We start from the raw sequence: 20,926 nt of genomic DNA on the forward strand, positions 1-20,926 counted from the left end.
GGGACGTACGAGGAATAGGAATGGGCCACGAAGAGTTCATGTCCCAGGAGGAGGTCGATGCCCTCCTCAAGGGCGTCACCGGCGAGTCCGACTCGTCATCCGATCAGTCCGATCGTGCCGGCGTCCGCCCGTACAACATCGCGACGCAGGAACGCATCGTTCGCGGCCGGATGCCCGGCCTCGAAATCATCAATGACCGGTTCGCGCGTCTGTTGCGCGTCGGCATTTTCAACTTCATGCGGCGCACGGCGGAAATTTCCGTCGGCCCGGTGAAGGTGCAGAAGTACAGCGAATTCACACGCAACCTGCCGATCCCGACGAACCTGAACCTCGTCCACGTGAAGCCGTTGCGCGGCACGTCGCTGTTCGTGTTCGATCCGAACCTCGTGTTCTTCGTGGTCGACAACCTGTTCGGCGGCGACGGCCGTTTCCACACACGAGTGGAAGGCCGCGACTTCACGCAGACCGAGCAGCGCATCATCAGCAAGCTGCTGGGTCTCGTGTTCGAGCACTACACGACGGCATGGAAGAGCGTGCGGCCGCTGCAGTTCGAATACGTGCGCTCGGAAATGCACACGCAGTTCGCAAACGTTGCCACGCCGAACGAAATCGTGATCGTCACGCAGTTCTCGATCGAATTCGGCCCGACGGGCGGCACGCTGCACATCTGCATGCCGTACTCGATGATCGAGCCGATCCGCGACGTGCTGTCCTCGCCGATCCAGGGCGAAGCGCTCGAAGTGGATCGCCGCTGGGTGCGCGTGCTGTCGCAGCAGGTGCAGGCAGCCGAAGTGGAACTGACGGCGGATCTCGCGCAGGTCCCCGTGACGTTCCAGGAAATTCTCAACATGAAGGCGGGCGACGTGCTGCCCATGAACATTCCCGAGCACATCACCGCGAAAGTCGACGGCGTGCCGGTGATGGAATGCGGCTACGGTATTTTCAATGGTCAATACGCATTGCGCGTGCAGAAGATGATCAGCGCAGCGGAACAGATGAAGGAAGCGGGATATGACTGAGCTGAACTCGACACCCGATATGGACATGCCGGAAGAGTCGAAGGTGAATGATCCGTTGCCCGGTTCGGGCGCAGAAGAAGCGGCGCTCGACGACTGGGCGAGTGCGCTCGCCGAGCAGAACGACAACACGGCCGTGAGCGCAACCACGGCAGGCGTGTTCCAGCCGCTGTCGAAGGTCGAGCCGACCACGACGCGCAACGACATCGACATGATCCTGGACATTCCCGTCCAGATGACCGTCGAACTCGGCCGCACGAAGATCGCAATCCGCAACCTGCTGCAGCTCGCGCAGGGTTCGGTGGTCGAACTGGACGGCCTCGCGGGCGAACCGATGGACGTGCTCGTGAACGGCTGCCTGATCGCGCAGGGCGAAGTGGTGGTCGTGAACGACAAGTTCGGTATTCGCCTGACCGACATCATTACGCCGTCCGAGCGTATCCGGAAACTGAACCGATGAAACACGCTGTACTTCGGGCCGCGACGCAACCAGGCGGCATGCCGCTTGCGCGCCGCGCCCGTTTCATGTCGACGGTGGCCGTGGCCGTGCTGATGCCCGGTGCGAGCGTCTTCAATCTCGCGCACGCCGCCGACATGAACGCCGTCAACAACGCCGCGCAGATCGCCTCGAGCGTCGGCGCGGGCACTGCGGTTCCGTCGCTCGGCGTCGGCGCCGTGTTGCAGACGATCGTCGGCCTTGCCGTCGTGATCGGTCTCGTGTTCGGCTTCGCCTGGCTCGCGCGGCGCTTTGGCCTGCAGCCTGGCGGACGCGGCGGAATCGTGAAGACGGTCGGCGGCACGTCGCTCGGTGGCAAGGAGCGCGTGGCCGTCGTCGAAATCGGCGATACCTGGCTCGTACTTGGTGCCGCGCCCGGCAACGTGCGCCTGTTGCATACGATGCCCGCCGGCTCCGTCACCGGCGATGCCCTCCCCACCGGCACATCCGCGGCGCCCCATGGCGGCCCGGCCCAGACTGACGGTACCTTCGGACAACGCTTTCGCGACGCGCTCAAACACGAAGCGGGCAAACGTTTCCAGCGACGCGCAAGCGGAGAACAGTAATGCAGTACGACCGATCCGACGCGCAGTGCGGCTGCGCTGTGACTTCCCACGTCCTGACCGAGCCTTCCACGCGGGCTTCCGCATCGATGAAAAAGCGCATCCTGAAGGGCGCCGCGCTGGTTGCGCCGCTCGCGGTTCCCGCACTGCTGCTCGCGCTGCCGACGCTGTCGCACGCACAGGCCAACGGCCTGCCCGCCTTCAACACGAGCCCCGGCCCGAACGGCGGCACGACCTACTCGCTGAGCGTGCAGACGATGCTGCTGCTCACGATGCTGTCGTTCCTGCCGGCGATGGTGCTGATGATGACGAGCTTCACGCGCATCATCATCGTGCTGTCGCTGCTGCGTCAGGCGATCGGCACGCCGACCACGCCGCCGAACCAGGTGATGGTCGGTCTCGCGCTGTTCCTCACGCTGTTCGTGATGACGCCCGTGCTCGACAAGGCGTACAACGACGGCTACAAGCCCTTCTCCGAAGGCACGATCCAGATGGACGAAGCGGTGAAGCGCGGCGTCGCGCCGTTCAAGGCGTTCATGCTGAAGCAGACGCGCGAGAGCGATCTCGCCCTGTTCGCGCGCATCTCGCATGCCGCGCCGATGCAGGGGCCGGAAGACGTGCCGCTGTCGCTGCTGGTGCCGTCGTTCGTGACGAGCGAATTGAAGACGGGCTTCCAGATCGGCTTCACTGTGTACATTCCGTTCGTGATCATCGACATGGTGGTGGCGAGCGTGCTGATGTCGATGGGCATGATGATGATTTCGCCCGCGACCATTTCGCTGCCGTTCAAGTTGATGCTGTTCGTGCTGGTCGATGGCTGGCAGCTGATCATTGGCTCGCTTGCGCAGAGCTTCGTCTAAAGTCGGTCCAGCCGGGAGAGTTACGCCATGACGCCGGAAACAGTCACCACCCTTGCGCACGAGGCGATGTATATCGCCTTGCTGCTGGCCGCGCCGCCGCTGTTCGTGGGGCTGGTGGTCGGCCTGATCGTGAGCCTTTTCCAGGCCGCGACGCAGATCAACGAAGCGACGCTGTCGTTCATTCCGAAGCTGTTCGCGATTGCCGTGACGCTGGTGCTGATCGGCCCGTGGATGCTCGCAAAGATGCTCGACTACATGCGCCACATGTTCACGAGCATTCCGACGTTCGCGAACTGAGCGCCCTTCTCTTTCCTTCTTTCGACGCTCGATGTTTTCCGTCACCTACGAACAGCTGAACGTCTGGCTCACTGCGTTCCTGTGGCCGTTCGTGCGGATACTCGCGTTGATGGCGACGGCGCCCGTATTCGGCGAGAAGTCGCTGCCCAATCGCGTGAAGCTCGGTCTCGCGGCATTCATCACGCTGATCGTCGCGCCGACTATCGGCGCGTTGCCGCATGTCACGGTGTTTTCCGCGCAGGGCGTGTGGATCATCGTCAACCAGTTCCTGATTGGTGTAGCGCTGGGCTTCACGATGCAGATCGTGTTCGGCGCGGTGCAGGCTGCGGGCGACATCATGGGTTTGAGCATGGGGCTCGGCTTTGCCACTTTCTTCGATCCGCATTCGGCGGGGTCGACGGATGTGATGTCGCGGTATGTGAACATGATTGCGCTGCTCACGTTTCTCGCGCTCGATGGGCATTTGCAGGTGTTGTCGGCGCTGATCCAGACGTTTCAGTCGGTGCCCATTTCAGCGAATGTGCTTGGGGCGAACGGGTGGCGGGTGCTGGCTGGCTGGGGTAGCACGGTGATCAGTGCAGCCATGCTGCTGTCGCTGCCGATTGTTACCGCGTTGCTGATTACTAACCTCGCGCTTGGGATTCTTAATCGGGCTGCGCCGCAGATTGGGGTTTTTCAGATTGGGTTGCCGGTGACGCTAATCACCGGGTTGCTTTTGATTCAGCTGATGCTGCCGAATATGATGCCGTTTTTTGCTCGTATCTTTGAAAGTGGGGTTGAGCAGATGGGGCGGGTTGCTGCTGGATTACGTTGAGGTTTTTTTGTTTTGTCTTGCGACGCTTTGTTTGGTTTGCTTGTGTTGTCGCTGGCATCCGCGTTTTGTTTTGCCTGCTTCACGCGTCGCCCCTGTGCGGGGCGGCACTTACTTTCTTTGCCGCCGCAAAGAAAGTAAGCAAAGAAAGCGGGCTAACACCGCCCGTTCTTGTTTCCGCCTGAGGGCCCCCAACGGGTCCTCCGCTTCAAACGGCAACCTGCCTTTCACTGCCCGTTGCCAACGCTCCTGTTGAGCGCCTCACCCACTTCACACGCCCGCGTCGCCACATGCGCGATCGCATCGCCCATGTTCTATAGCGGCAAACTGTGTGTCGGCTATCGCGGCATACGCACATCACTCCGTACTGAAAACCACGGTCACGGCCCGAAAACACGATCGGTGTCGTAAGAGCGCTGATGTGTGAAGCACTACGACCTACACACAGTTTGCCACCTGGGCGGCCGTAACCAGTCGCTGCCGTTCGCTGCGCTACGGGTGATTGAAGTGGGTGAGGCGCCTGTTCAAGGCGCTGGCAACGGGCAACGAATGGCAGATTGCCGTGTGAAGCGGAGGAACTGTTGGGGGCCCTCAGGCGGTGGTCAGGAACGGGCGGTGTTAGCCCGCTTTCTTTGCTTACTTTCTTTGCGGCGGCAAAGAAAGTAAGTGCCGCCCCGCACAGGGGCAACGCTTGAAGCGGGCAAAACATCACGCGGATGCGAGCGAGAACACAAGCAAACCACCCCAGCGTCGCAAGACAAAACCAAAACCAAAACCAAAACCAAAACCAAAACCAAACCAGAACCAAAAAACAAAAACGCCCAGCTCAAACCCAAAGAGCCAGGCGCCAGCCAGAGAAAAAAATCAAAACGACGGGCACCCAGCCCCGTCATCAATTCCCGATGTAATCGAACAAAGAAAGCTTCTGGATCATCGAGAACCCCTGCTGCGCTGCCTGCAGCGAGAACTGCGTCATCGTGTACTTGCTGATCACGGAAGTCAGATCGGTCTGCGTCAGATCGGCAAGATTGCTGGTGGTCTGCAGCGAGTTCGTCTGCGTCACCGTCTGCAACGCCTCGACTTCCTGCTCGCGACCGCCCACCGAGGTCTGCACCGTCGTCACGTTGTTCATCGTGTTGTGCAGCTGCGTCAGCGCCGTACCCAGCGAATTCGTCAGGTTCGCCGCGCCGTTCGTGCCCGCCACCGGCGTTTGCAGCGCTGCAATCACGCTGTCGAGGTTAGCGAACACATCCGTGCTCGATTGCGCCGCCGGCGTCACCGAGAACGAGTCGCCCGCGTTCGGCGCACCCGTAATCGTCACGCTCTGTCCACCGCCGCCCAGCGAGATCGACTGGCCCGATGCGAACGTCTGCGGCGCGGTCGTCGTCGACGCCGTGGTGTCGGTGATCGTGTAAGTGGTCGCCGATGTGAAGTTGATCGTGTACTTGTCCTGGTTCGTCGGATCGGTCGGATTGCTCACCGACACGTCGCCGATCGTGCCCGTACCCGTGTTGGCCGAATTGCCCGCCGTCACGGCCGTGCTGCCCGCAGGCGAGATGCCCAGGAACACCGAACGGCCCGTATCGCCGATCGCAATGGTACGGGTGCCCGTCACCTGCACGTACTGCACGCCGCTGTCGCCGTTGTACTGCACGGCGCCGCTCGCGTTGATCGAAAACGGCGGTGTCGATGCCTGGTAGCCGGCATACAGGTAGTTCCCCGAGCCGTCCGTACCGTTAGCCAGACCCATCAGCTGGTTGCGCAGACCCTGCAACTGCGTCGCGATCGCGCCGCGGTCGCTGTCGTTGAGCGAGCCGTCGCCCGCGCGCACGAGCTGCGTGTTGATCGACGTCAGCACGTTGTTGATGCTCGACAGCGAACCATCTTCCGATTGCAGCGCGGCAAGCGCGGTGTTCTGGTTGTCGGCGTACTGCGAGAGCGTCGCGCCCTGCATGCTGAGCTGCACTGCCTGCGCCGCGCCGACGGGGTTGTCCGACGGCGTCGCGAGACTCACGCCGCTCGACAGTTGCTGATACAGCTGCGCGAGCGTGGATTGCTGATCGTCCATCGTCTGGACGTTCATGCCGAAATATTGCGAAGTAGAGATGCGCATAGTCGTTCAACGCCTCAATTGAAAATGCCGAGGATCGTCTGGAACAGCGTCTGGGCCGTCTGGATGACCTTGCTGTTCGCCTGATACAGCTGCTGGTATTGCAACAGGTTGGCCGCTTCCTCGTTGATGTTCACGCCGGAAATCGCCTGCTGCGCAGTCGTGATCTGCGTGACCAGCGCGGATTGCGATTTGTTCGCCGCCTGTACCTGGTTCGTCTGGTTGCCGATGTTGTTCACGTAGTTCGCGTACGAGTCGGTCAGCGTCTGCGTGCCGTTGCTCAACGACTTCGCGGTCACCAGATTCGAGATCGACTGCGCGTTGCGGCCGTCCTTGCCGCCCGCCGGGTTCGGTGCGATCTGGAAGGTATCGCCGTTCGCGGGCGAGCCCGTGATCTGGAGCGACACGTTGTTGATCGTGCTGCCCGTGATCGTCATCGACGAACCCGTGGCCGGGTTGTACGGCACCGGCGTCGTCGTCGCGGTGATGTTGTACGAGGTCGGCGGCGTACCGTCGATCGTCACCGTCGAGCCGACCGGGAAGCCGGAGATGGAACCCGTCGTCGAGTCATACGTGAGCGTCGTCGTGGTATTCGGCAGCGTGTAGCCTGCCGACACCGTGCCCTGCGAGACCGACGCCGTACCCGTATTCGACGTGCCCTTCGTGACGAGCACGGGCGACGAAGCCGCGATGGCCGCGCCGTCGCTGGTAGTCAGCGCGAAGCCGTTGAGCGCGCCGCGCGTCGGTTCGACGGTGAACGAATCGCCGGGGTTCATCGAGCCCGTCAGCGAGAACTGCATGCCGCCGATGGGATTGGTCAGATTGGCGGCCTGGCCGACCACCTGGCCCGTCGAGCGGTCGGTGAGCGTGTAGTTCGTGCCGTCGTACGACAGCGAATAATCACCCGACACCGGCTGCGCCGGGTTGGTCTGCGTGGCGCCCAGCGTCGCACCGCCCGTGTTCTTCAGGTTCGCGTAGACGGTCGGATTGCCAACCGTGAAGAGCGCGCCGCCCTTGTTGCCGTTCAGGTCGATACCGAGCGCGTTTTGCGCGTTGACCTGGGCGGCGAAGCTCGTCGCGATCGCGCCGAGTTGCGCTTCGGCGGGGTCGAGCGTCTGGCTGCGGAACGTCATCAGCCCACCGATCTGCCCTCCCAGCGACGTGCTGTCGGGCAGGATTTGCGGCGTCGTCGTTCCGGCTTGACTCGCAAGACCCGCGTAGGCAACGGCCGTTTCCGTCGGGTCGGACGGCGACGTGACCGTCGTGAGATTGAAGCTGCGGTCGGCAACGACGAGCGGCTGGCCGTTGCTCATGAACAGGCTGTAGCCCGTATCGCTCTGCACGACCTGCACGCCGACGAGCTGCGACAGGTTCGACACAGCGAGGTCACGCTGGTCGAGCAGCTGGTTGGGCGGCTGACCTTGTGCGCTGAGCGCCTGGATCTGCGTATTCAGCTGTGCGATCTGGGCGCTGTACGTGTTGATCTGCTTGACGGTATCGCCGAGCTGCGTGTTGACGTTGGCGCGCAGCTGGTCGTACTGGTCGCCTGCCGCGTTGATCTGGTCCGCCAACGATTGCGCGGTACTGATAGCGCTTTGGCGCATTGCGGGATTCGACGCATCGTTCGCGACGTTCTGCATGCCCGTGAAATACGACGTGATCGCGCTGGAGATGCCCGAGGTCGGGCTGCCGACCATATTGTTGAGCTGCGCGATCAGGTTGTAGTACGAGTTAAGCGAGCCGGACTGCGACTGGGCGTTGTTGAGCTCGGTCGTCAGGTACTGGCTGTACTGGCGTTGAACGGTCGTCGTCGACACGCCGCTGCCGATAAAACCGGAGCCCGTGTACTGACCACTCGATTCCGAGTAGACGGGACGCTCGACGGAATAGCCGGGCGTCGCCTGATTGCTGATGTTCTGACCCGTCGTTGTCAGCCCCCATTGGGCTGCGTTGAGTCCACTGAGGCCGATGCTAAAGAGGTTGCTGGACATGCGTCATCCTGAAAGACGGCGTAAGGGGCGGAGGTTTTTCGGCTCCGCCAGGTTGACCGAACAGTTTGTATATCGGCTTTCCGGGCGGAAGATTGAGGGCTCGAAGGGGGTTTTATGCGCGGTACGCGCGGTTTTTTTTGGTTTTGGTTTTGGTTTTGGTTTTGGTTTTGCTGGCGCTGGTGCTGGCATCCGCGTGATGTTTTGCCCAGTTCACGCGTTGCCCCTGTGCGGGGCGGCACTTACTTTCTTTGCCGCCGCAAAGAAAGTAAGCAAAGAAAGCGGGCTAACACCGCCCGTGCTTGACCTCCGCCTGAGGGCCCCCAACCGGTCCTCCACTTCAAACGGCGTTCTGCCTTTCACTGCCCGTTGCCAACGCCTTAAATAGGCGCCTCACCCGCTTCAAGCACCCGTAGCGCAGCCAGCGGCAGCGACTGGTTACGGCCGCCCAGGTGGCAAACTGTGTGTAGGTCGTAGTACTCCACACCTCAGCGCCCTTACGACACCGATCGTGTTTTTCAGTCCGGAGTGAATGCGTGTACGGCGCGAAAGCCGACACACAGTTTGCCGCCATAGCACGTGGGCGATGCGATCGCGCGTGTGGTGACGCGGGAGTGTGAAGCGGGTGAGGCGCTCGATAAGAGCGTTGGCAACGGGCAGTGAAAGGCAGGTTGCCGTTTGAAGCGGAGGACCCGTTGGGGGCCCTCAGGCGGAAACAAGGATTAGCGGTGTTCAGCGGCTTTCTTTTGCCTACTTTTCTTTGCCGCGGCAAAGAAAAGTAGGTGCCGCCCCGCACAGGGGCGACGCGTGAAGAACCGATAACAAATCGCGGACGCCAGCAAAAACACAAGCAAACCACCCAAGCGTCGCAAGACAAAAAAACCTCAAGCCCTCGCAAGAGAACGGCGCTTCATCTCCAGCTGGGTAATCAACCGTTGCAGCGTATTCTCAGCATTCCCCGGCAGAGACAAGAAGCGAAACCCTAGCGTGTAACGCTGCGTCCCATTAGGCAAATCAATAGCCCGATTCGACATCAACTCAAGATCGAGCTGCAAGGTTCCAAGCGCACCAAGCGTCACTTCGGTATCAAGCAACTGCACACCATGCTCAAGCGTGGAAACACGCTCATCACTCGTGCGCATCGCAATCCCGCCAAGCGAAAGATCCTGCACTTCGAAACGGAAACCCTCGCCATCCGGCAGGCGCCCGCGGCAAGTGTAAGGATCCAGCAACGGCGCATCGACGCGGAAATACTCGCGCCGCTGCACGTAATACAAAACCTCGGGGAAGTTGGCCTCGAACGAAGGCCGTCCTTCGAAGGTCGTCTCACGCGGCGTCTGCGTGACGAAGTGCACCCGCACGCCATCCGGCGTCGCGTGGAAATGGCCCTCGGGCGATGACAGCAGGCCGCGGTTCTGCTCGGCCAGCGCGCCCCAGTCAAACGTGAAAGTACGCTCTCGCACGTCCACTTCAAGGATCTTCGTCACGAGCTGGCCGCCCTTGTACTGCACGGTCAGAAAATCGCCGCGATTGAGCAGGTTGCGCAGTTGCACACCGATCTCTAGCGGATTGCGCCGACCAAAGTCGACGCCTTCCGTATCGCGGTCATCACCATTCGACTGGGTGGTATTCATGGCCTTGCCAATTTCTCATCGTTCTTGCGTGCACGTCGCGCGAACACGTCAGATCAAGGCTCAGCCCTGCCTGCATGGGTCGCGAAACACGCGTGGGACCGGCTTTTTTTCCAGCATTCCGGTATCGGGTCTGTCTGTTTAGCGGCAGCGGCGGGTCAAAGTTTAGACTGCTTTACGAAATATTTTCCGCAAACGTTTGACACCGCAACGAAGACAGGATACGCGAAATCCCTTCACGGTCGAGAAATGACAAATGGCAAAAAGTCAGAAGAAAACGCGGCTCAAGCCAGCCGCCCAGGGCGGCCGGCCCGTCCGTCTGATTGTGCGAGATGGCCCCGTCGCCGGCATGATGCGGTTGAACCGCCGGGTGACTGCAAGACCGTGAGCGAAGCATCGACGTGCCTCGCTCACACACGTCACACCATTTTCTGCATGATCGAGATGAGCTTCTTCGCGTAGTGCGGATCGGTCGCGTAGCCGGCGCGCTGCATGCCCTGCGCGAAGCCGTTCACATCGCGCGACGAATTGTTGATGACCTGCGCATAACGCGGGTTCGACTTCAGGAAGCTCGCGTAGTCGGTCATCGCTTCCTCGTACGAATCGTACGCGCGGAATTTCTCGACCACGCGCTGCGGACGGCCGTTGATGTACTCCGTCGTCACCGTTGCAACCGTCTTGCCGTTCCAGTCGTCGGTGGCCTTGATGCCAAAAATGTTGTGGCTGGTCGAGCCGTCCGACTTCTTGATCTCGCGCTTGCCCCAGCCCGATTCGAGCGCGGCCTGACCGATGATGAAGCGCGCCGGAATGCCCGTCGCGGCGCTTGCAGCCTGCGCCGGCGCAGCGAGCTTGTCCACGAACGCATCGACCTTGTCCGATGAACCGTCGCCACGCACGGGCGGTGTCAGTGCGCTGTTGGCCGTATAGCCGCGGCCCGTCTTCAGCGCGCCGTTGTTGGCCGGATTCGCGTAGGCCTTGGCCAGCGCGTTCAGCGCGACGTTGTTGCCCGCGTTCGAATCGTCGGCGGACATGCCGGAGTTGCGCATCAACTGCTTGAGCATCGCATCGGCAACGCCGATGCCCTTCGACGACATCTGCTGCGACAGCTGCTGATCCATCATCGACGTGAACGTTGCCGTGTCGTGCGAATCGAACGGGCCGTCGGACGGCGTCGCGTCGCGCATGCTCTTCAACATCATCTGCGTGAAGACGGCGTCGAACTGCTTGGCCGCCGACTTCATCGCCTCGCGCGGATTCGCAGCCGCCTGGGCGCGCATCGCGTCGAAGCCCTGCGTGTCGAGGGCAAACCGGTTGGTCAGGTCGTTCGCGGCATTGCGCGTCGTGTCGGAGTTCATTCTTGTTGTTCCTTAGATGATCTCGAGATCGGCTCGCAGCGCACCCGCTGCCTTCATCGCCTGCAGGATCGACATCAGATCCGCGGGCGTCGCGCCAAGCGCATTGAGCGCCTTCACCACTTCGGCGAGATTCGCACCTGCATTCACCATCTTGAGCGCGCCGTTATCCTGCTTCAGCGCAATCTGCGATTGCTGCGCAACGACCGTCTGACCGTTCGAGAACGCGCCCGGCTGGCTCACCACCGGCTGCGTATTGACGATCACCGACAGATTGCCGTGCGCCACCGCGCAGGTCTGCAGCGTCACCATCTGGTTCATCACGATCGAGCCGGTGCGCGCGTTCAGGATCACCTTCGCGGCAGCCTGTGCCGGCTTCACGTCGAGGTTCTGCAACTGCGCCATGAACTGCACCTGCTGCGCCGGATCGGTCGGCGCGCGCAGCTGGATCGTGCGGCCGTCGAGCGCGACAGCCGTGCCGAAACCGAACGCGTTGTTGATCGCCGACGTGATGCGCTGCGTCGTGTCGTAATCCATGTCGTTCAGGTCGAGCTGCATCGTGCCCGCCTGCGAAATCGTGGTCGGCACCGAGCGCTCGACGATCGCGCCGCCCGTAATACGGCCCGCCGCCAGCTGGTTCACCTGCACCTTGCTGCCGTTCGCGCTCGCGCCTGCGCCGCCGACTGCCATGTTGCCCTGCGCCAGCGCATATACCTGGCCATCCGCGCCCTTGAGCGGCGTGAGCAGCAGCGTGCCGCCGCGCAGGCTCTTCGCATTGCCGAGCGACGACACCGTCACGTCGAGCGCTTCTCCGGGCCGCGCGAACGCGGGCAGCGACGCCGTCACCATCACGGCAGCGACGTTCTTCAGCTGCATGCTGGAGAGCGAACTCGTGCTCGAACTGCTCGAACCAGCCGTCTGGTTGTTGATCGAGATGCCGAGGTTCGCGAGCATGTTCGCGAGCGTCTGCGTCGTAAACGGCGTCTGCGTGGTCTGGTCGCCCGTGCCGTCGAGACCGACGACAAGGCCATAACCGATCAGCGGGTTGTCGCGCACGCCCTGGATCTGCACGAGATCCTTCAGGCGTTCCGCGTGCGCGACGTGCGTCGTCACGGGCAGCGCGGCGCATGCGAGCGCGACCACGGCGAAGGCGCGCGCGGCGAAACCGGCAACGGCGTTCAGGCGGAGAAAAGAGAACGTACCCATGATCAGAACGGCGAAACGTTGAGGAAGAAGCGTTGCAGCCAGCTCATGTCTTCGGCCTCGTTGATGTAACCCTTCGCCGAATATTCGATCTTCGCGTCCGCGACCTGGGTGGAGTACACCGCGTTCAGGTTGCTGATCGTGTTCGGATTGACGACACCCGAGAAGCGCACGAATTCGTTGCCCTGGTTGATCAGCATCTGCTTTTCGCCGCTCACGACGAGATTGCCGTTCGGCTGCACGCCGATCACCGTGACGGTGATCGTGCCGTTGAAGGTGTTCGACGCGTTCGCGCCGCCCGTCGCCTTGAACGCGTTGCTGCCCGTCGCGTCGAGATTCACCTTGCCGAACAGGCCGCCCATGAAGCCCGCCGTCGGCACGCCGAACTTGGTCTCGCCCGCACGGTTCGCATTCGAACCCGACGACTTCGTTGCGTTGACGTTTTCGGAGATGACAATGGTCAGGATGTCGCCGACATTACGCGGACGCTGGTCTTCGAACAGCGGCCGGCCAGCGTAACCGGGGTTGTAGATCGAGCCGGGCGCCTGCAGCGATGGCGGCGTCGGAGGCATCGCCGTCATCGGTTGCTGGGTGATCGGGTCCCGCGGCACGAGCGCGCAGCCGCCGAGCGCAGCGGCGAACACGCTCGCGCTGGCGAGCATGGAAACTGCCCGCGCGCCGCGCACAGTGATCTGGTTTCGAATGAAGTGCGACATCTTGATTACCGCCTGAATGTTTCTGACTATCAGCCTGCTTAAACGGGCATCTGGCTGAGCGTCTGCAGCATCTGGTCGGAAGTCGTCACGGCCTTGCTGTTGATTTCGTACGCGCGCTGGGTCTGGATCATGTTCACCAGTTCCTGCACGACGTTCACGTTCGACGCTTCGACATAGCCCTGATTCAGCGTGCCTGCGCCGTTCAGACCCGGCGTCGCGACGTTCGGCGTACCCGACGACGTGGTTTCAGCGAACAGGTTTTCGCCCTTCGCGTCGAGGCCGGTCGGGTTGATGAACGTGGCGACCTGCAGCGAGCCGATCTGCGTCGTCGCCGTCGAGCCGGCGGTGGTCACCGACACCACGCCGTCGCTGCCGATCGTGAGCGACGTCGCGTTCTGCGGAATCGTGATCGCGGGCAGCACCTGATAGCCGCTCGACGTGACGAGCTGGCCCTGTGCGTTGGTCTGGAACGAGCCGTCACGCGTGTACGCGGTCGTGCCGTCCGGCATCTGCACCTGGAAGAAGCCCTGGCCGTTGATCGCGACGTCCTTCGAGTTGCCCGTCTGCTGCAGGTTGCCCTGCGTGTACAGGCGTTCGGTCGCGACCTGTTGCACGCCTGTGCCGAGCTGGATGCCCGACGGCAGTTCCGTCTGCTGCGTCGAGTTCGCGCCAGGCTGGCGGATGGTCTGATACAGCAGGTCTTCGAACACGGCGCGCGAGCCCTTGAAGCCGTTCGTGCTGACGTTCGCGAGGTTGTTCGAAATCACGTCCATCTGCGCCTGTTGCGCATTCATGCCCGTGGCGGCGATATAGAGTGAGCGGTTCACTTGTTTCTCCGTGGAGCGCAGCGTCGTGCGTTCCGTTAAATCTGCGTCGGGATTAGCTGAAGTTCAGCAGCTTGTTGGCCGACTGTTCATTCTGGTCGGCGGACTCGATCATCTTGGTCTGCATCTGGAACTGACGGGCGTTGGTGATCATCGAGACCATCGCCGCCACGGGGTTCACGTTGCTGCCTTCGAGTGCGCCCGCCGCGACCTTGACGTTCGGATCGGCATCGGCGGGATTGCCGTCAGCCGTGTGATAGAGACCGTCGTCGCCATGCTTGAGCTCGCCAGGGGCGGGATTCACCAGCTTCAGCTGATCGACGAGCGCGATCGTCGTGGCGGGGTCGCCCGGCATCAGCGCCGAGATCGTTCCGTCGGTGCCGATCGTCACTTCCGCACCGGGCGGCACGGCCACGGGACCGCCGCCGCCTACCACCTGCATGTTGCTGGCCGTGACCAGCTGGCCGTTGGCGTCGACGTGCAGGTTGCCTGCGCGCGTGTACGCTTCCTGACCGTCGGGCGTGAGCACGGACAGCCAGCCCGGACCCTGGATTGCAACGTCGAGCGGGTTGCCCGTCTGCTGGATCGGGCCGGGTGTGTAGTCCGCGGTCGGGGTCGACGACAGCACGAAAGTGCGCGTGGTGTCGTCCTGAATCGTGGTGCCGTCGCCGAACGCCATCGGCACGGCGCGGAACGTCGCGAGCTGGGCCTTGAAGCCCGTGGTCGAGGTGTTCGCGAGGTTGTTCGCGACCACGGCCTGCTGTTCGAGCGCCTGAGTGGCGCCCGACATCGCGGTGTATATGAGCCGGTCCATGATGGTGTCGGGGCGTCAGCGATTAGATGTTGATCAGCGTCTGGTCGACGGCCTGCTGCGTCTTGATCGTCTGCGCGTTTGCCTGGTAATCGCGTTGCGCCGTGATCAGGTTCACCAGCTCGCTCGTCAGGTCGACGTTCGAGTTTTCCGTCGCGCCGCCCTGCAGCACGCCGTGGTTCGTCGAGCCCGGTGCCGCGATCACGGCCACGCCGGAAGCAGCCGTCGCCTGGAACTGGTTGTTGCCCAGGTTGACGAGGCCGTTCTGGTTCGCGAACGTCGCCAGCGCAACCTGGCCGAGCGCCATCGTCTGGTAGTTCGAGTAGTTGCCCGTGATGACGCCGTCGGCGCCGATCGTGAAGTTCGTCAGCTGGCCAGCCGGATAGCCGTCCTGCGTGAGCGCGTTCACACCGTCCTTGCTGCCGAACTGCGTCGTGCCGGCAATGCTCAGCGACAGGTTTTGCGGCGTCGCCGAACCGTCCGAATTCGGAATCGAGAAGTTGAAGGCGAACAGCGTCGAGGTGGCCGCGCCCGTGCTGTCGGTCGTGCTGACCAGGTTGCCCGACGTGTCGAAATTCGCCGTGCCGACCTTGGTGGTCGAGACGCTACCGTCCTTGCCGGCGTAGACGTCCCACGTGCCGGCTGCCGTCTTCACGAAGTACATGTCGACCTGCTGCTTGCCGCCCAGCGAGTCATAAACCGGCACCGACGTCGAGTACGTGTAGGTCGCGCTGTTGGTCGGGTCGAAGGCGGTGTGGTTCGGCGCAATCGTCACCGAGTCGCCGCTTGCCGGCGTGCCGGCGAGCGTGACGGTTTCACCGTTGCCGAGCTTGATCGGCGAGTTGGCCGAATAGGTGCCCGTCGAGGTCGTGCCGTCGCTGGACGTGATCGTGTAGGCCGTCGCGCTCGTGAACGCAATCGTATAGCTGTTGGCGTTCGTGCCTTGCGTCCCATCCGTGATCGTCGCGCCGTTGCTGGTCAGACTGCCCGTCGTGGTGACATTGACCGTCGGCGTGCCCAGCGCGAGGTTGTCCTGCGCGTTCAGGTTCAGGCCGGCCGTGATGGCCTTCGTCGCGACAGGCGGAATGTTCGTCGTCGGCACCTGCAGCGGCACCGTGCCCGCCGTGTTGATGATGCCGTTCGAGTTGGCTGCGTAGCCCATCAGCTTCAGGCCGTCGGCGTTGACGATGTAGCCGTTCTTGTCGAGCTGGAACACGCCGTTGCGCGAGTACGTCGCCGTACCGTTGTTCGACATCTGGAAGAAGCCGTTGCCGTTGATCGCGATGTGCAGCGCGATGTCGTCGCTCGTGATCGTGCCTTGCGAGAAGTTCTGCTCGACTTCCGACATGCGTGTGCCGATGCCGATCTGGTTGTTGACGGCCGTGGCGACCGAGTTCGCGTACATGTCGGCGAACTGCGCTGCGCCCTGCTTGAAGCCGACGGTGTTCGCGTTCGCGATGTTGTTGCCGATGACGTCGAGGTCGCTCGATGCGCCTGCCAGTCCGCTCAAACCCTGCTGGTAACCCATGACGGTCTCCGTATCTGGTGATGCTGAATGCGTTTAGATGATGGCGGCAACCGTCGAGAGGCCGACCGTCTTGCCATTCGAGAGAACGAGGCCCGGCGTGCCATCGGGCTGCTTGATGACGCCCTGCACGGTGGCTGCCGACAGCGTGGTCGGCGAGCCCGTGCCGTCCGCCGTCGTGCTCGACGCGGTGAACGTGTAGGTGCCGTCCGGCAGTGCGTTGCCCGACTTGTCGACAGGCGTCCAGCCGATAGGAATGGTGCCGGCCGGCTGCTTGCCGAGGTCGATCGTGTTGACGATCTGGCCGGCCGAGTTCTTGACGGTGATCTGCACGTCGGTTGCGTCGGCTGCGAGCGTGACGCCGAAGCCCGTCGCCTTGCCCGATGCCACCGAGAAGTCGCTGCCCGGGGCGAGCACCGTCGAGCTGATCAGGTTCGCGGCCTGGGTCGACTGGTTGGTCGTCAGTTGCGTGGCGAGCGAGGTCAGCGACGTGTTCAACTGGCCGATGCCCGTCACCGTGTTGATCTGGGCGAGCTGCGAGGTCATCTGCGAGCTGTCCATCGGGCTGGTCGGATCCTGGTTCTTCATCTGCGCGATCAGCAGCTGAAGGAACGTGTTCTGCAGGTCGTTGCCCGAGGTCGCGCTGGACGTCGAGCTCGAAGAGGACGACGACGAGCTGCTGGTGCCGTTCATCGTGTCGAGCAACGTCTGCGACACCGTCGCGCCGTTGTTGCCAATAGTTGTACTGGTAGTCAAGGAAACTCTCCTCAGGTTCCGATCGTGAGCGTCTTCAGCATCAGCTGTTTCGCGGTGTTGAGCGTTTCGACGTTGGCCTGATAAGAGCGCGAGGCCGAAATCATGTTGACCATTTCCTGCACCGGGTCGACGTTCGGCATCTGGACGTAACCGTTTGCGTCGGCGGCCGGGTTGCCGGGGTCGTAGGACGTTTTCATCGGCGTCGGGTCGTCGATGACACCCGTCACCTGCACGCCGCCGACCTGCTGGCCCGAGCCCGTACGCGCGCCGCCGATCGGGTTGACGGCGAACACGACCTGCTTCGCCTTGTACGGCTTGCCGTCGGGGCCCGTCGTACTGTCGGCGTTCGCGAGGTTCGACGCGGTCACGTTCAGGCGTTGCGACTGCGCGGACATCGCTGAACCCGCGACGTTGAAAATGTTCATCAGGGATGGCATGGCTTTTCGACCTCTCTTGCCGGCGCACCGGCGACTAATCCCGTAGCGTTAGTTTTTAGCGTTGATCCAGCGCGCGGCTATCTATATGGATAACCGCGCCATTTCATTAACCGTTCGACGTGATCGCCGACAGCATCGACTTGATCTGCTGCGACAGCACCGTCATGCCGGACTCGAAGTGCAGCGAGTTGTCGGCGAACTGCACACGCTCGGCGTCCAGATCGACCGTGTTGCCGTCGAGCGAAGGCTGCGTTGGATTGCGGTAGGCGACCTTGCCGAAGTCGTCGGTCGGTCCGCCCGTCGGAATCAGGCGCGCCGTGCCGGTCATATGGCCCGGCTCCGTCGACACCATCGACATGCCTTGCGACACGCCGGCGGGTTGCGTCATCGCGAGCGGCGCGTTGTTCGACGCGCCCGCCGTCGAGCCGCCGCTTTTCTTCAGCGCGCCCGCCAGCGACGAAGCGAAATCGATATCGCGGGCCTTGTAGCCAGGCGTATCGGAGTTCGCGATGTTCGACGACAGCAGTTCCTGCCGATAGGCGCGCACATCGAGCGCCTGGCGGCCAAAGGCAAATTCGCGATCGAGTTTGTCCAGCATTGGGTTCTCCGTGGAACGGTCCGAGGCTTCCCGCTTCGCGCCATCGATTCGCCTTGTTCGGCAAGAAGCGTTTCGAAGGTGTTGACCGGGATGGCCTTTTTGCATGTGGTGCATTGTGCGGGCGGTGCGCAAGTCTTAATCGGACGAATAGCCGGGGAAGGATGCCTCTATTCACCGTTTGCACGAGAGGCGCGATCTCTAGAATGCGATTCGTACTGTTGCATCAGAGAAGGAGAACGACCATGCCCTTGCCCGCCACCGCTTCGCGCCGATCCCGCCGCACGGGTGCGCGCGCTGTCCGGACGCTGTCGGCGATGGCGCTGGTCGGCGCGTGCGCGGCCGTGTCCATCGCGCATGCGCAGGAGAACGGCGGCCCGATCGTCATTGCAGGACCAGGCGAGAAGAACGCCGCCGAACTGCAGGCGATGGCCGAGCGGCTCAACACGCCCACGCCTGCAGCAGCCGCACCGCGCATGAATGCGACGGCTGCACCGGTCGTTGCGCCCGCAACGCTTACGAACACGCGCAACGACACGGACCGCTTCGCACAAGCCGCGCATGCCGATGGCGCGATCGTGATTCCGGGCGCAGGCGAGACTTCAGCGCAGCAGGCCGCGCCCGTTGCACCCACGAATATGAATCGGCCCGCGCCGGGCATGATGCGCGTGAGCCTCCAGCCAGCCTCGCGCGAGGTGATGCCTGTCGTGGTCGCGCCCGCTCAGGTTCAGGCCGCGGCGCGTCCGACGGCGGGCGTTCAGCCGATTGCAGTGAATCCTCCCGCTGGCAATTCAGCGGCCGCCCAGTTGCGCGGCGTTCCGGCACGTGTCGGCGTAACGGCCGTGCAAGCCGCTCCGGCGCAAGTCCAGGTAGCCGCGCAGCCTGCTGTCGCGCAACCGGCCGCGCCGGTGCCCGCCGGACAACAGGACGGCGAAGCGATCCGCCGCGCCGCGCTCGCGTATCTGCAGCAGCAGTCGGCGGGCTTGCCGGGCAAGGTCGACATCACGATTGCGAACGTGTTTCCGCGCGGACTCGCCGCCTGCACGACGCTCGAGCCGTTCCTGCCGACGGGCGCGCGCGTGTGGGGCCGCACGACGGTCGGCGTGCGCTGCTCGGGCGAGCGTCCGTGGACGCTTTACCTGCAAGCGAAGGTTTCGATTCACGCGACGTACTTCCTCGCTTCACGCTCGATCGCGCCGGGTGAACTGCTGTCCGCCGCCGATCTCATGGCCCGCGACGGCGATCTGACGATGCTGCCGCAGGCGGTGATTACCGATCCGGCGCAGGTCGTCGGCTCGGTTGCGCTGATGCGGGTGTCGGCGGGGTTGCCGCTGCGCCGGGACATGCTGAAGAGCGCGGACGCGGTAACAATCGGACAGTCGGTGAAAGTGATTGCGCAGGGTCAGGGTTTTGCGATTTCGTCGGAAGGCAGCGCGATGAACAATGCGTCGCCGGGCCAGCCGGTGCGGGTGAAGACGGCCAATGGGCAGATCATCCAGGGCATCGTGAAGGACGGCGGAACCGTCGAAATCCAGCTCTGACGAGAACTTACCGTGGTTACATCTTGAAAAATGTGTCGGATCGGTTGAGCTAAAGTTGACGATGTGAATGCCGTTATTACATTCAAATCGTTCAGGAAGCCAATCGTGAAAGTTGATTCCACTACCCATTCCAGCCTGCAGACGTTGAAAGACGGGCTGCAGCGCACGCAGCAAGGCGACGCCGCTACGACGGGCGGCGCAGGCACGGCAACGACGACGGCGACGTCGTCGGGTGCTGCCAATGTGAATCTGTCGGGGCTGTCGTCGCATTTGCAAAGCCTTGCTAGCGCTGGTTCGTCGGACATCGACACGGCGCACGTCGAGTCGATCAAGCAGGCCATCAAGAATGGCTCGTTGACGATCGATTCCGGGAAGATCGCCGATGGCGTGCTGGCGACGGCACGCGATCTGCTGCAGAAGAAGAGCCAGTCGACCGGCAACTGATCGGCGCACCGATGATGGTGCGGCGGGGGCCGGGCGGCTTTTGTGACAAATCCGGGTTGCGTGTCGCGCGAGCCGGTGCCTAGCGAGTTGTATAGCGATGAAAGACGCCCTGCTTGCCACTGTTATCGACGAATACTCCGCTGTGGAGCTGTTCGCTTCCGTCCTCGCCGCTGAGGAGAGGGCGTTGACCACGGTGCATCCTATCGAGACGCTGCCGCCCATCGTCGAAAAGAAGATGGAGCTGGTCGAGCGGCTCTCCACGCTGGAGAAAGCGCGTGATACGCAGCTGACGGAGCTTGGGTATCCGGCTGGATGGAAGGGGATGGAGATGGCCGTGGCTGCCGATTCCCGTCTGGCAACGCAGTGGTCGTTGTTGCAGAAGGCTGTTGAGCGGGCTAAACGGTTTAATACCACTAACGGTGCGTTGATTCGTACTCGCATGGAGTACAACCGGCGGGCTCTCGCCGCGCTTAATGTGGCTATTGGGCCTGAGCGAGGCGCGTTGTATGGGCCCGATGGGCGGGTTCCAGCTTTTGGTATCTGATTTTTAAGGGGCTTGGCCCCTTCGATCCCCTCTTCTGTTTTTTGCTGTTTTATTACCGGACCGGTGCTCTTTGGGTACCGGTTTTTTGCTTTTTGTGGCTCTTGTTTGTGCTGGTTTGGTTTGCTTGTGTTTTTGATGGCATCCGCGTTTTGTTACTGGTGCTTCAAGCGTTGCCCCTGTGCGGGGCGGCACCTACTTTTCTTTGCCGCGGCAAAGAAAAGTAGGCAAAAGAAAGCCGCTGAACACCGCTAATTCTTGTGCCTGCCTGAGGGCCCCCAGCGGGTCCTCCGCTTCACACGGCGTTCTGCCATGCAATGCCCGTTGCCAGCGCTTTGAATCGGCGCATCACCCGCTTCACACTCCCGCGTCGCCACATGCGCGATCGCATCGCCCACGTTCTATAGCG

At 62.5% G+C, this 20,926-nt stretch carries 21 protein-coding genes; 9 read left to right on the plus strand and 12 right to left on the minus strand.

Annotated elements, in window-relative coordinates; all coding sequences use genetic code 11:
- Positions 1–20 precede the first annotated feature (20 nt).
- The 6 genes from fliM to fliR all read left to right on the plus strand — a co-directional run bounded on the left by fliM (position 21) and on the right by fliR (position 4,046).
- On the plus strand, positions 21–1,019 hold the full coding sequence (fliM, locus tag G3O01_RS40380; protein WP_205813073.1) for a flagellar motor switch protein FliM: 999 nt from the start codon (positions 21–23) through the stop codon (positions 1,017–1,019).
- Positions 1,012–1,476: a flagellar motor switch protein FliN gene (gene fliN, locus G3O01_RS40385; RefSeq protein WP_205813074.1), complete on the plus strand. Its 465-nt coding sequence runs from the start codon at positions 1,012–1,014 to the stop codon at positions 1,474–1,476. The genes fliM and fliN overlap by 8 nt, the downstream gene beginning before the upstream one ends.
- A gap of 65 nt (positions 1,477–1,541) precedes the next feature.
- Positions 1,542–2,078: a flagellar biosynthetic protein FliO gene (gene fliO, locus G3O01_RS40390; RefSeq protein ID WP_241024674.1), complete on the plus strand. Its 537-nt coding sequence runs from the start codon at positions 1,542–1,544 to the stop codon at positions 2,076–2,078.
- An 86-nt stretch (positions 2,079–2,164) separates the two neighbouring features.
- Positions 2,165–2,935, plus strand: coding sequence for a flagellar type III secretion system pore protein FliP (gene fliP / locus G3O01_RS40395; RefSeq protein WP_205813091.1), 771 nt, complete (start codon positions 2,165–2,167; stop codon positions 2,933–2,935).
- Between the two features lie 27 nt (positions 2,936–2,962).
- Positions 2,963–3,232 carry a flagellar biosynthesis protein FliQ gene (gene fliQ, locus G3O01_RS40400; protein ID WP_205813076.1) on the plus strand — a complete coding sequence of 90 codons (270 nt, stop codon included), beginning with the start codon at positions 2,963–2,965 and terminating at the stop codon, positions 3,230–3,232.
- 31 nt (positions 3,233–3,263) lie between these two features.
- A complete protein-coding gene (gene fliR, locus G3O01_RS40405) occupies positions 3,264–4,046 on the plus strand; it encodes a flagellar biosynthetic protein FliR (RefSeq protein ID WP_205813077.1) in 783 nt (260 codons plus the stop codon).
- Between the two features lie 889 nt (positions 4,047–4,935).
- On the opposite strand, the gene flgL is transcribed toward fliR, so the two are convergent.
- The 12 genes from flgL to G3O01_RS40465 all read right to left on the minus strand — a co-directional run bounded on the left by flgL (position 4,936) and on the right by G3O01_RS40465 (position 17,994).
- Positions 4,936–6,156 carry a flagellar hook-associated protein FlgL gene (flgL, locus tag G3O01_RS40410; RefSeq protein WP_205813078.1) on the minus strand — a complete coding sequence of 407 codons (1,221 nt, stop codon included), beginning with the start codon at positions 6,154–6,156 and terminating at the stop codon, positions 4,936–4,938.
- Positions 6,157–6,170: 14 nt separating this feature from the next.
- Positions 6,171–8,144: a flagellar hook-associated protein FlgK gene (gene flgK / locus G3O01_RS40415; RefSeq protein WP_205813079.1), complete on the minus strand. Its 1,974-nt coding sequence runs from the start codon at positions 8,142–8,144 to the stop codon at positions 6,171–6,173.
- A gap of 881 nt (positions 8,145–9,025) precedes the next feature.
- Positions 9,026–9,775 carry a flagellar brake protein gene (locus tag G3O01_RS40420; RefSeq protein WP_205813080.1) on the minus strand — a complete coding sequence of 250 codons (750 nt, stop codon included), beginning with the start codon at positions 9,773–9,775 and terminating at the stop codon, positions 9,026–9,028.
- Positions 9,776–10,191: 416 nt separating this feature from the next.
- Positions 10,192–11,127: a flagellar assembly peptidoglycan hydrolase FlgJ gene (flgJ, locus tag G3O01_RS40425; protein ID WP_205813081.1), complete on the minus strand. Its 936-nt coding sequence runs from the start codon at positions 11,125–11,127 to the stop codon at positions 10,192–10,194.
- Between the two features lie 12 nt (positions 11,128–11,139).
- The gene (locus tag G3O01_RS40430) at positions 11,140–12,330 is read right to left on the minus strand and encodes a flagellar basal body P-ring protein FlgI (RefSeq protein ID WP_241024673.1); all 1,191 of its coding nucleotides are present in this window, start codon (positions 12,328–12,330) and stop codon (positions 11,140–11,142) included.
- A gap of 2 nt (positions 12,331–12,332) precedes the next feature.
- On the minus strand, positions 12,333–13,043 hold the full coding sequence (flgH, locus tag G3O01_RS40435) for a flagellar basal body L-ring protein FlgH (protein ID WP_205813082.1): 711 nt from the start codon (positions 13,041–13,043) through the stop codon (positions 12,333–12,335).
- A gap of 38 nt (positions 13,044–13,081) precedes the next feature.
- Positions 13,082–13,870 (minus strand): flagellar basal-body rod protein FlgG, encoded by a 789-nt coding sequence (gene flgG, locus G3O01_RS40440; RefSeq protein ID WP_205813083.1) that lies wholly within the window; start codon positions 13,868–13,870, stop codon positions 13,082–13,084.
- 52 nt (positions 13,871–13,922) lie between these two features.
- Entirely contained in the window at positions 13,923–14,681 is a 759-nt protein-coding gene (gene flgF, locus G3O01_RS40445) for a flagellar basal-body rod protein FlgF (RefSeq protein WP_205813084.1), read from the minus strand.
- Positions 14,682–14,703: 22 nt separating this feature from the next.
- On the minus strand, positions 14,704–16,206 hold the full coding sequence (locus G3O01_RS40450) for a flagellar hook protein FlgE (protein ID WP_205813085.1): 1,503 nt from the start codon (positions 16,204–16,206) through the stop codon (positions 14,704–14,706).
- Between the two features lie 33 nt (positions 16,207–16,239).
- The gene (locus G3O01_RS40455) at positions 16,240–16,959 is read right to left on the minus strand and encodes a flagellar hook assembly protein FlgD (protein WP_205813086.1); all 720 of its coding nucleotides are present in this window, start codon (positions 16,957–16,959) and stop codon (positions 16,240–16,242) included.
- 11 nt (positions 16,960–16,970) lie between these two features.
- Positions 16,971–17,396 (minus strand): flagellar basal body rod protein FlgC, encoded by a 426-nt coding sequence (gene flgC / locus G3O01_RS40460; RefSeq protein ID WP_109483761.1) that lies wholly within the window; start codon positions 17,394–17,396, stop codon positions 16,971–16,973.
- A 106-nt stretch (positions 17,397–17,502) separates the two neighbouring features.
- Positions 17,503–17,994, minus strand: a complete 492-nt coding sequence (locus tag G3O01_RS40465; protein WP_205813087.1) for a flagellar basal body rod protein FlgB — start codon at positions 17,992–17,994, stop codon at positions 17,503–17,505.
- Positions 17,995–18,236: 242 nt separating this feature from the next.
- On the opposite strand from G3O01_RS40465, the gene flgA reads away from it, so the two are divergent.
- From flgA to G3O01_RS40480, 3 genes are all read left to right on the plus strand, one after another.
- Complete coding sequence (gene flgA, locus G3O01_RS40470) at positions 18,237–19,532, plus strand: flagellar basal body P-ring formation chaperone FlgA (protein WP_205813088.1); 1,296 nt, start codon at positions 18,237–18,239, stop codon at positions 19,530–19,532.
- 105 nt (positions 19,533–19,637) lie between these two features.
- Complete coding sequence (flgM, locus tag G3O01_RS40475; RefSeq protein WP_205813089.1) at positions 19,638–19,976, plus strand: flagellar biosynthesis anti-sigma factor FlgM; 339 nt, start codon at positions 19,638–19,640, stop codon at positions 19,974–19,976.
- Positions 19,977–20,073: 97 nt separating this feature from the next.
- Complete coding sequence (locus G3O01_RS40480; RefSeq protein WP_205813090.1) at positions 20,074–20,520, plus strand: flagellar protein FlgN; 447 nt, start codon at positions 20,074–20,076, stop codon at positions 20,518–20,520.
- Positions 20,521–20,926: the final 406 nt, after the last annotated feature.

It is taken from the genome of Burkholderia sp. Ac-20365 (assembly GCF_017104715.1).
GTDB lineage: Bacteria > Pseudomonadota > Gammaproteobacteria > Burkholderiales > Burkholderiaceae > Paraburkholderia.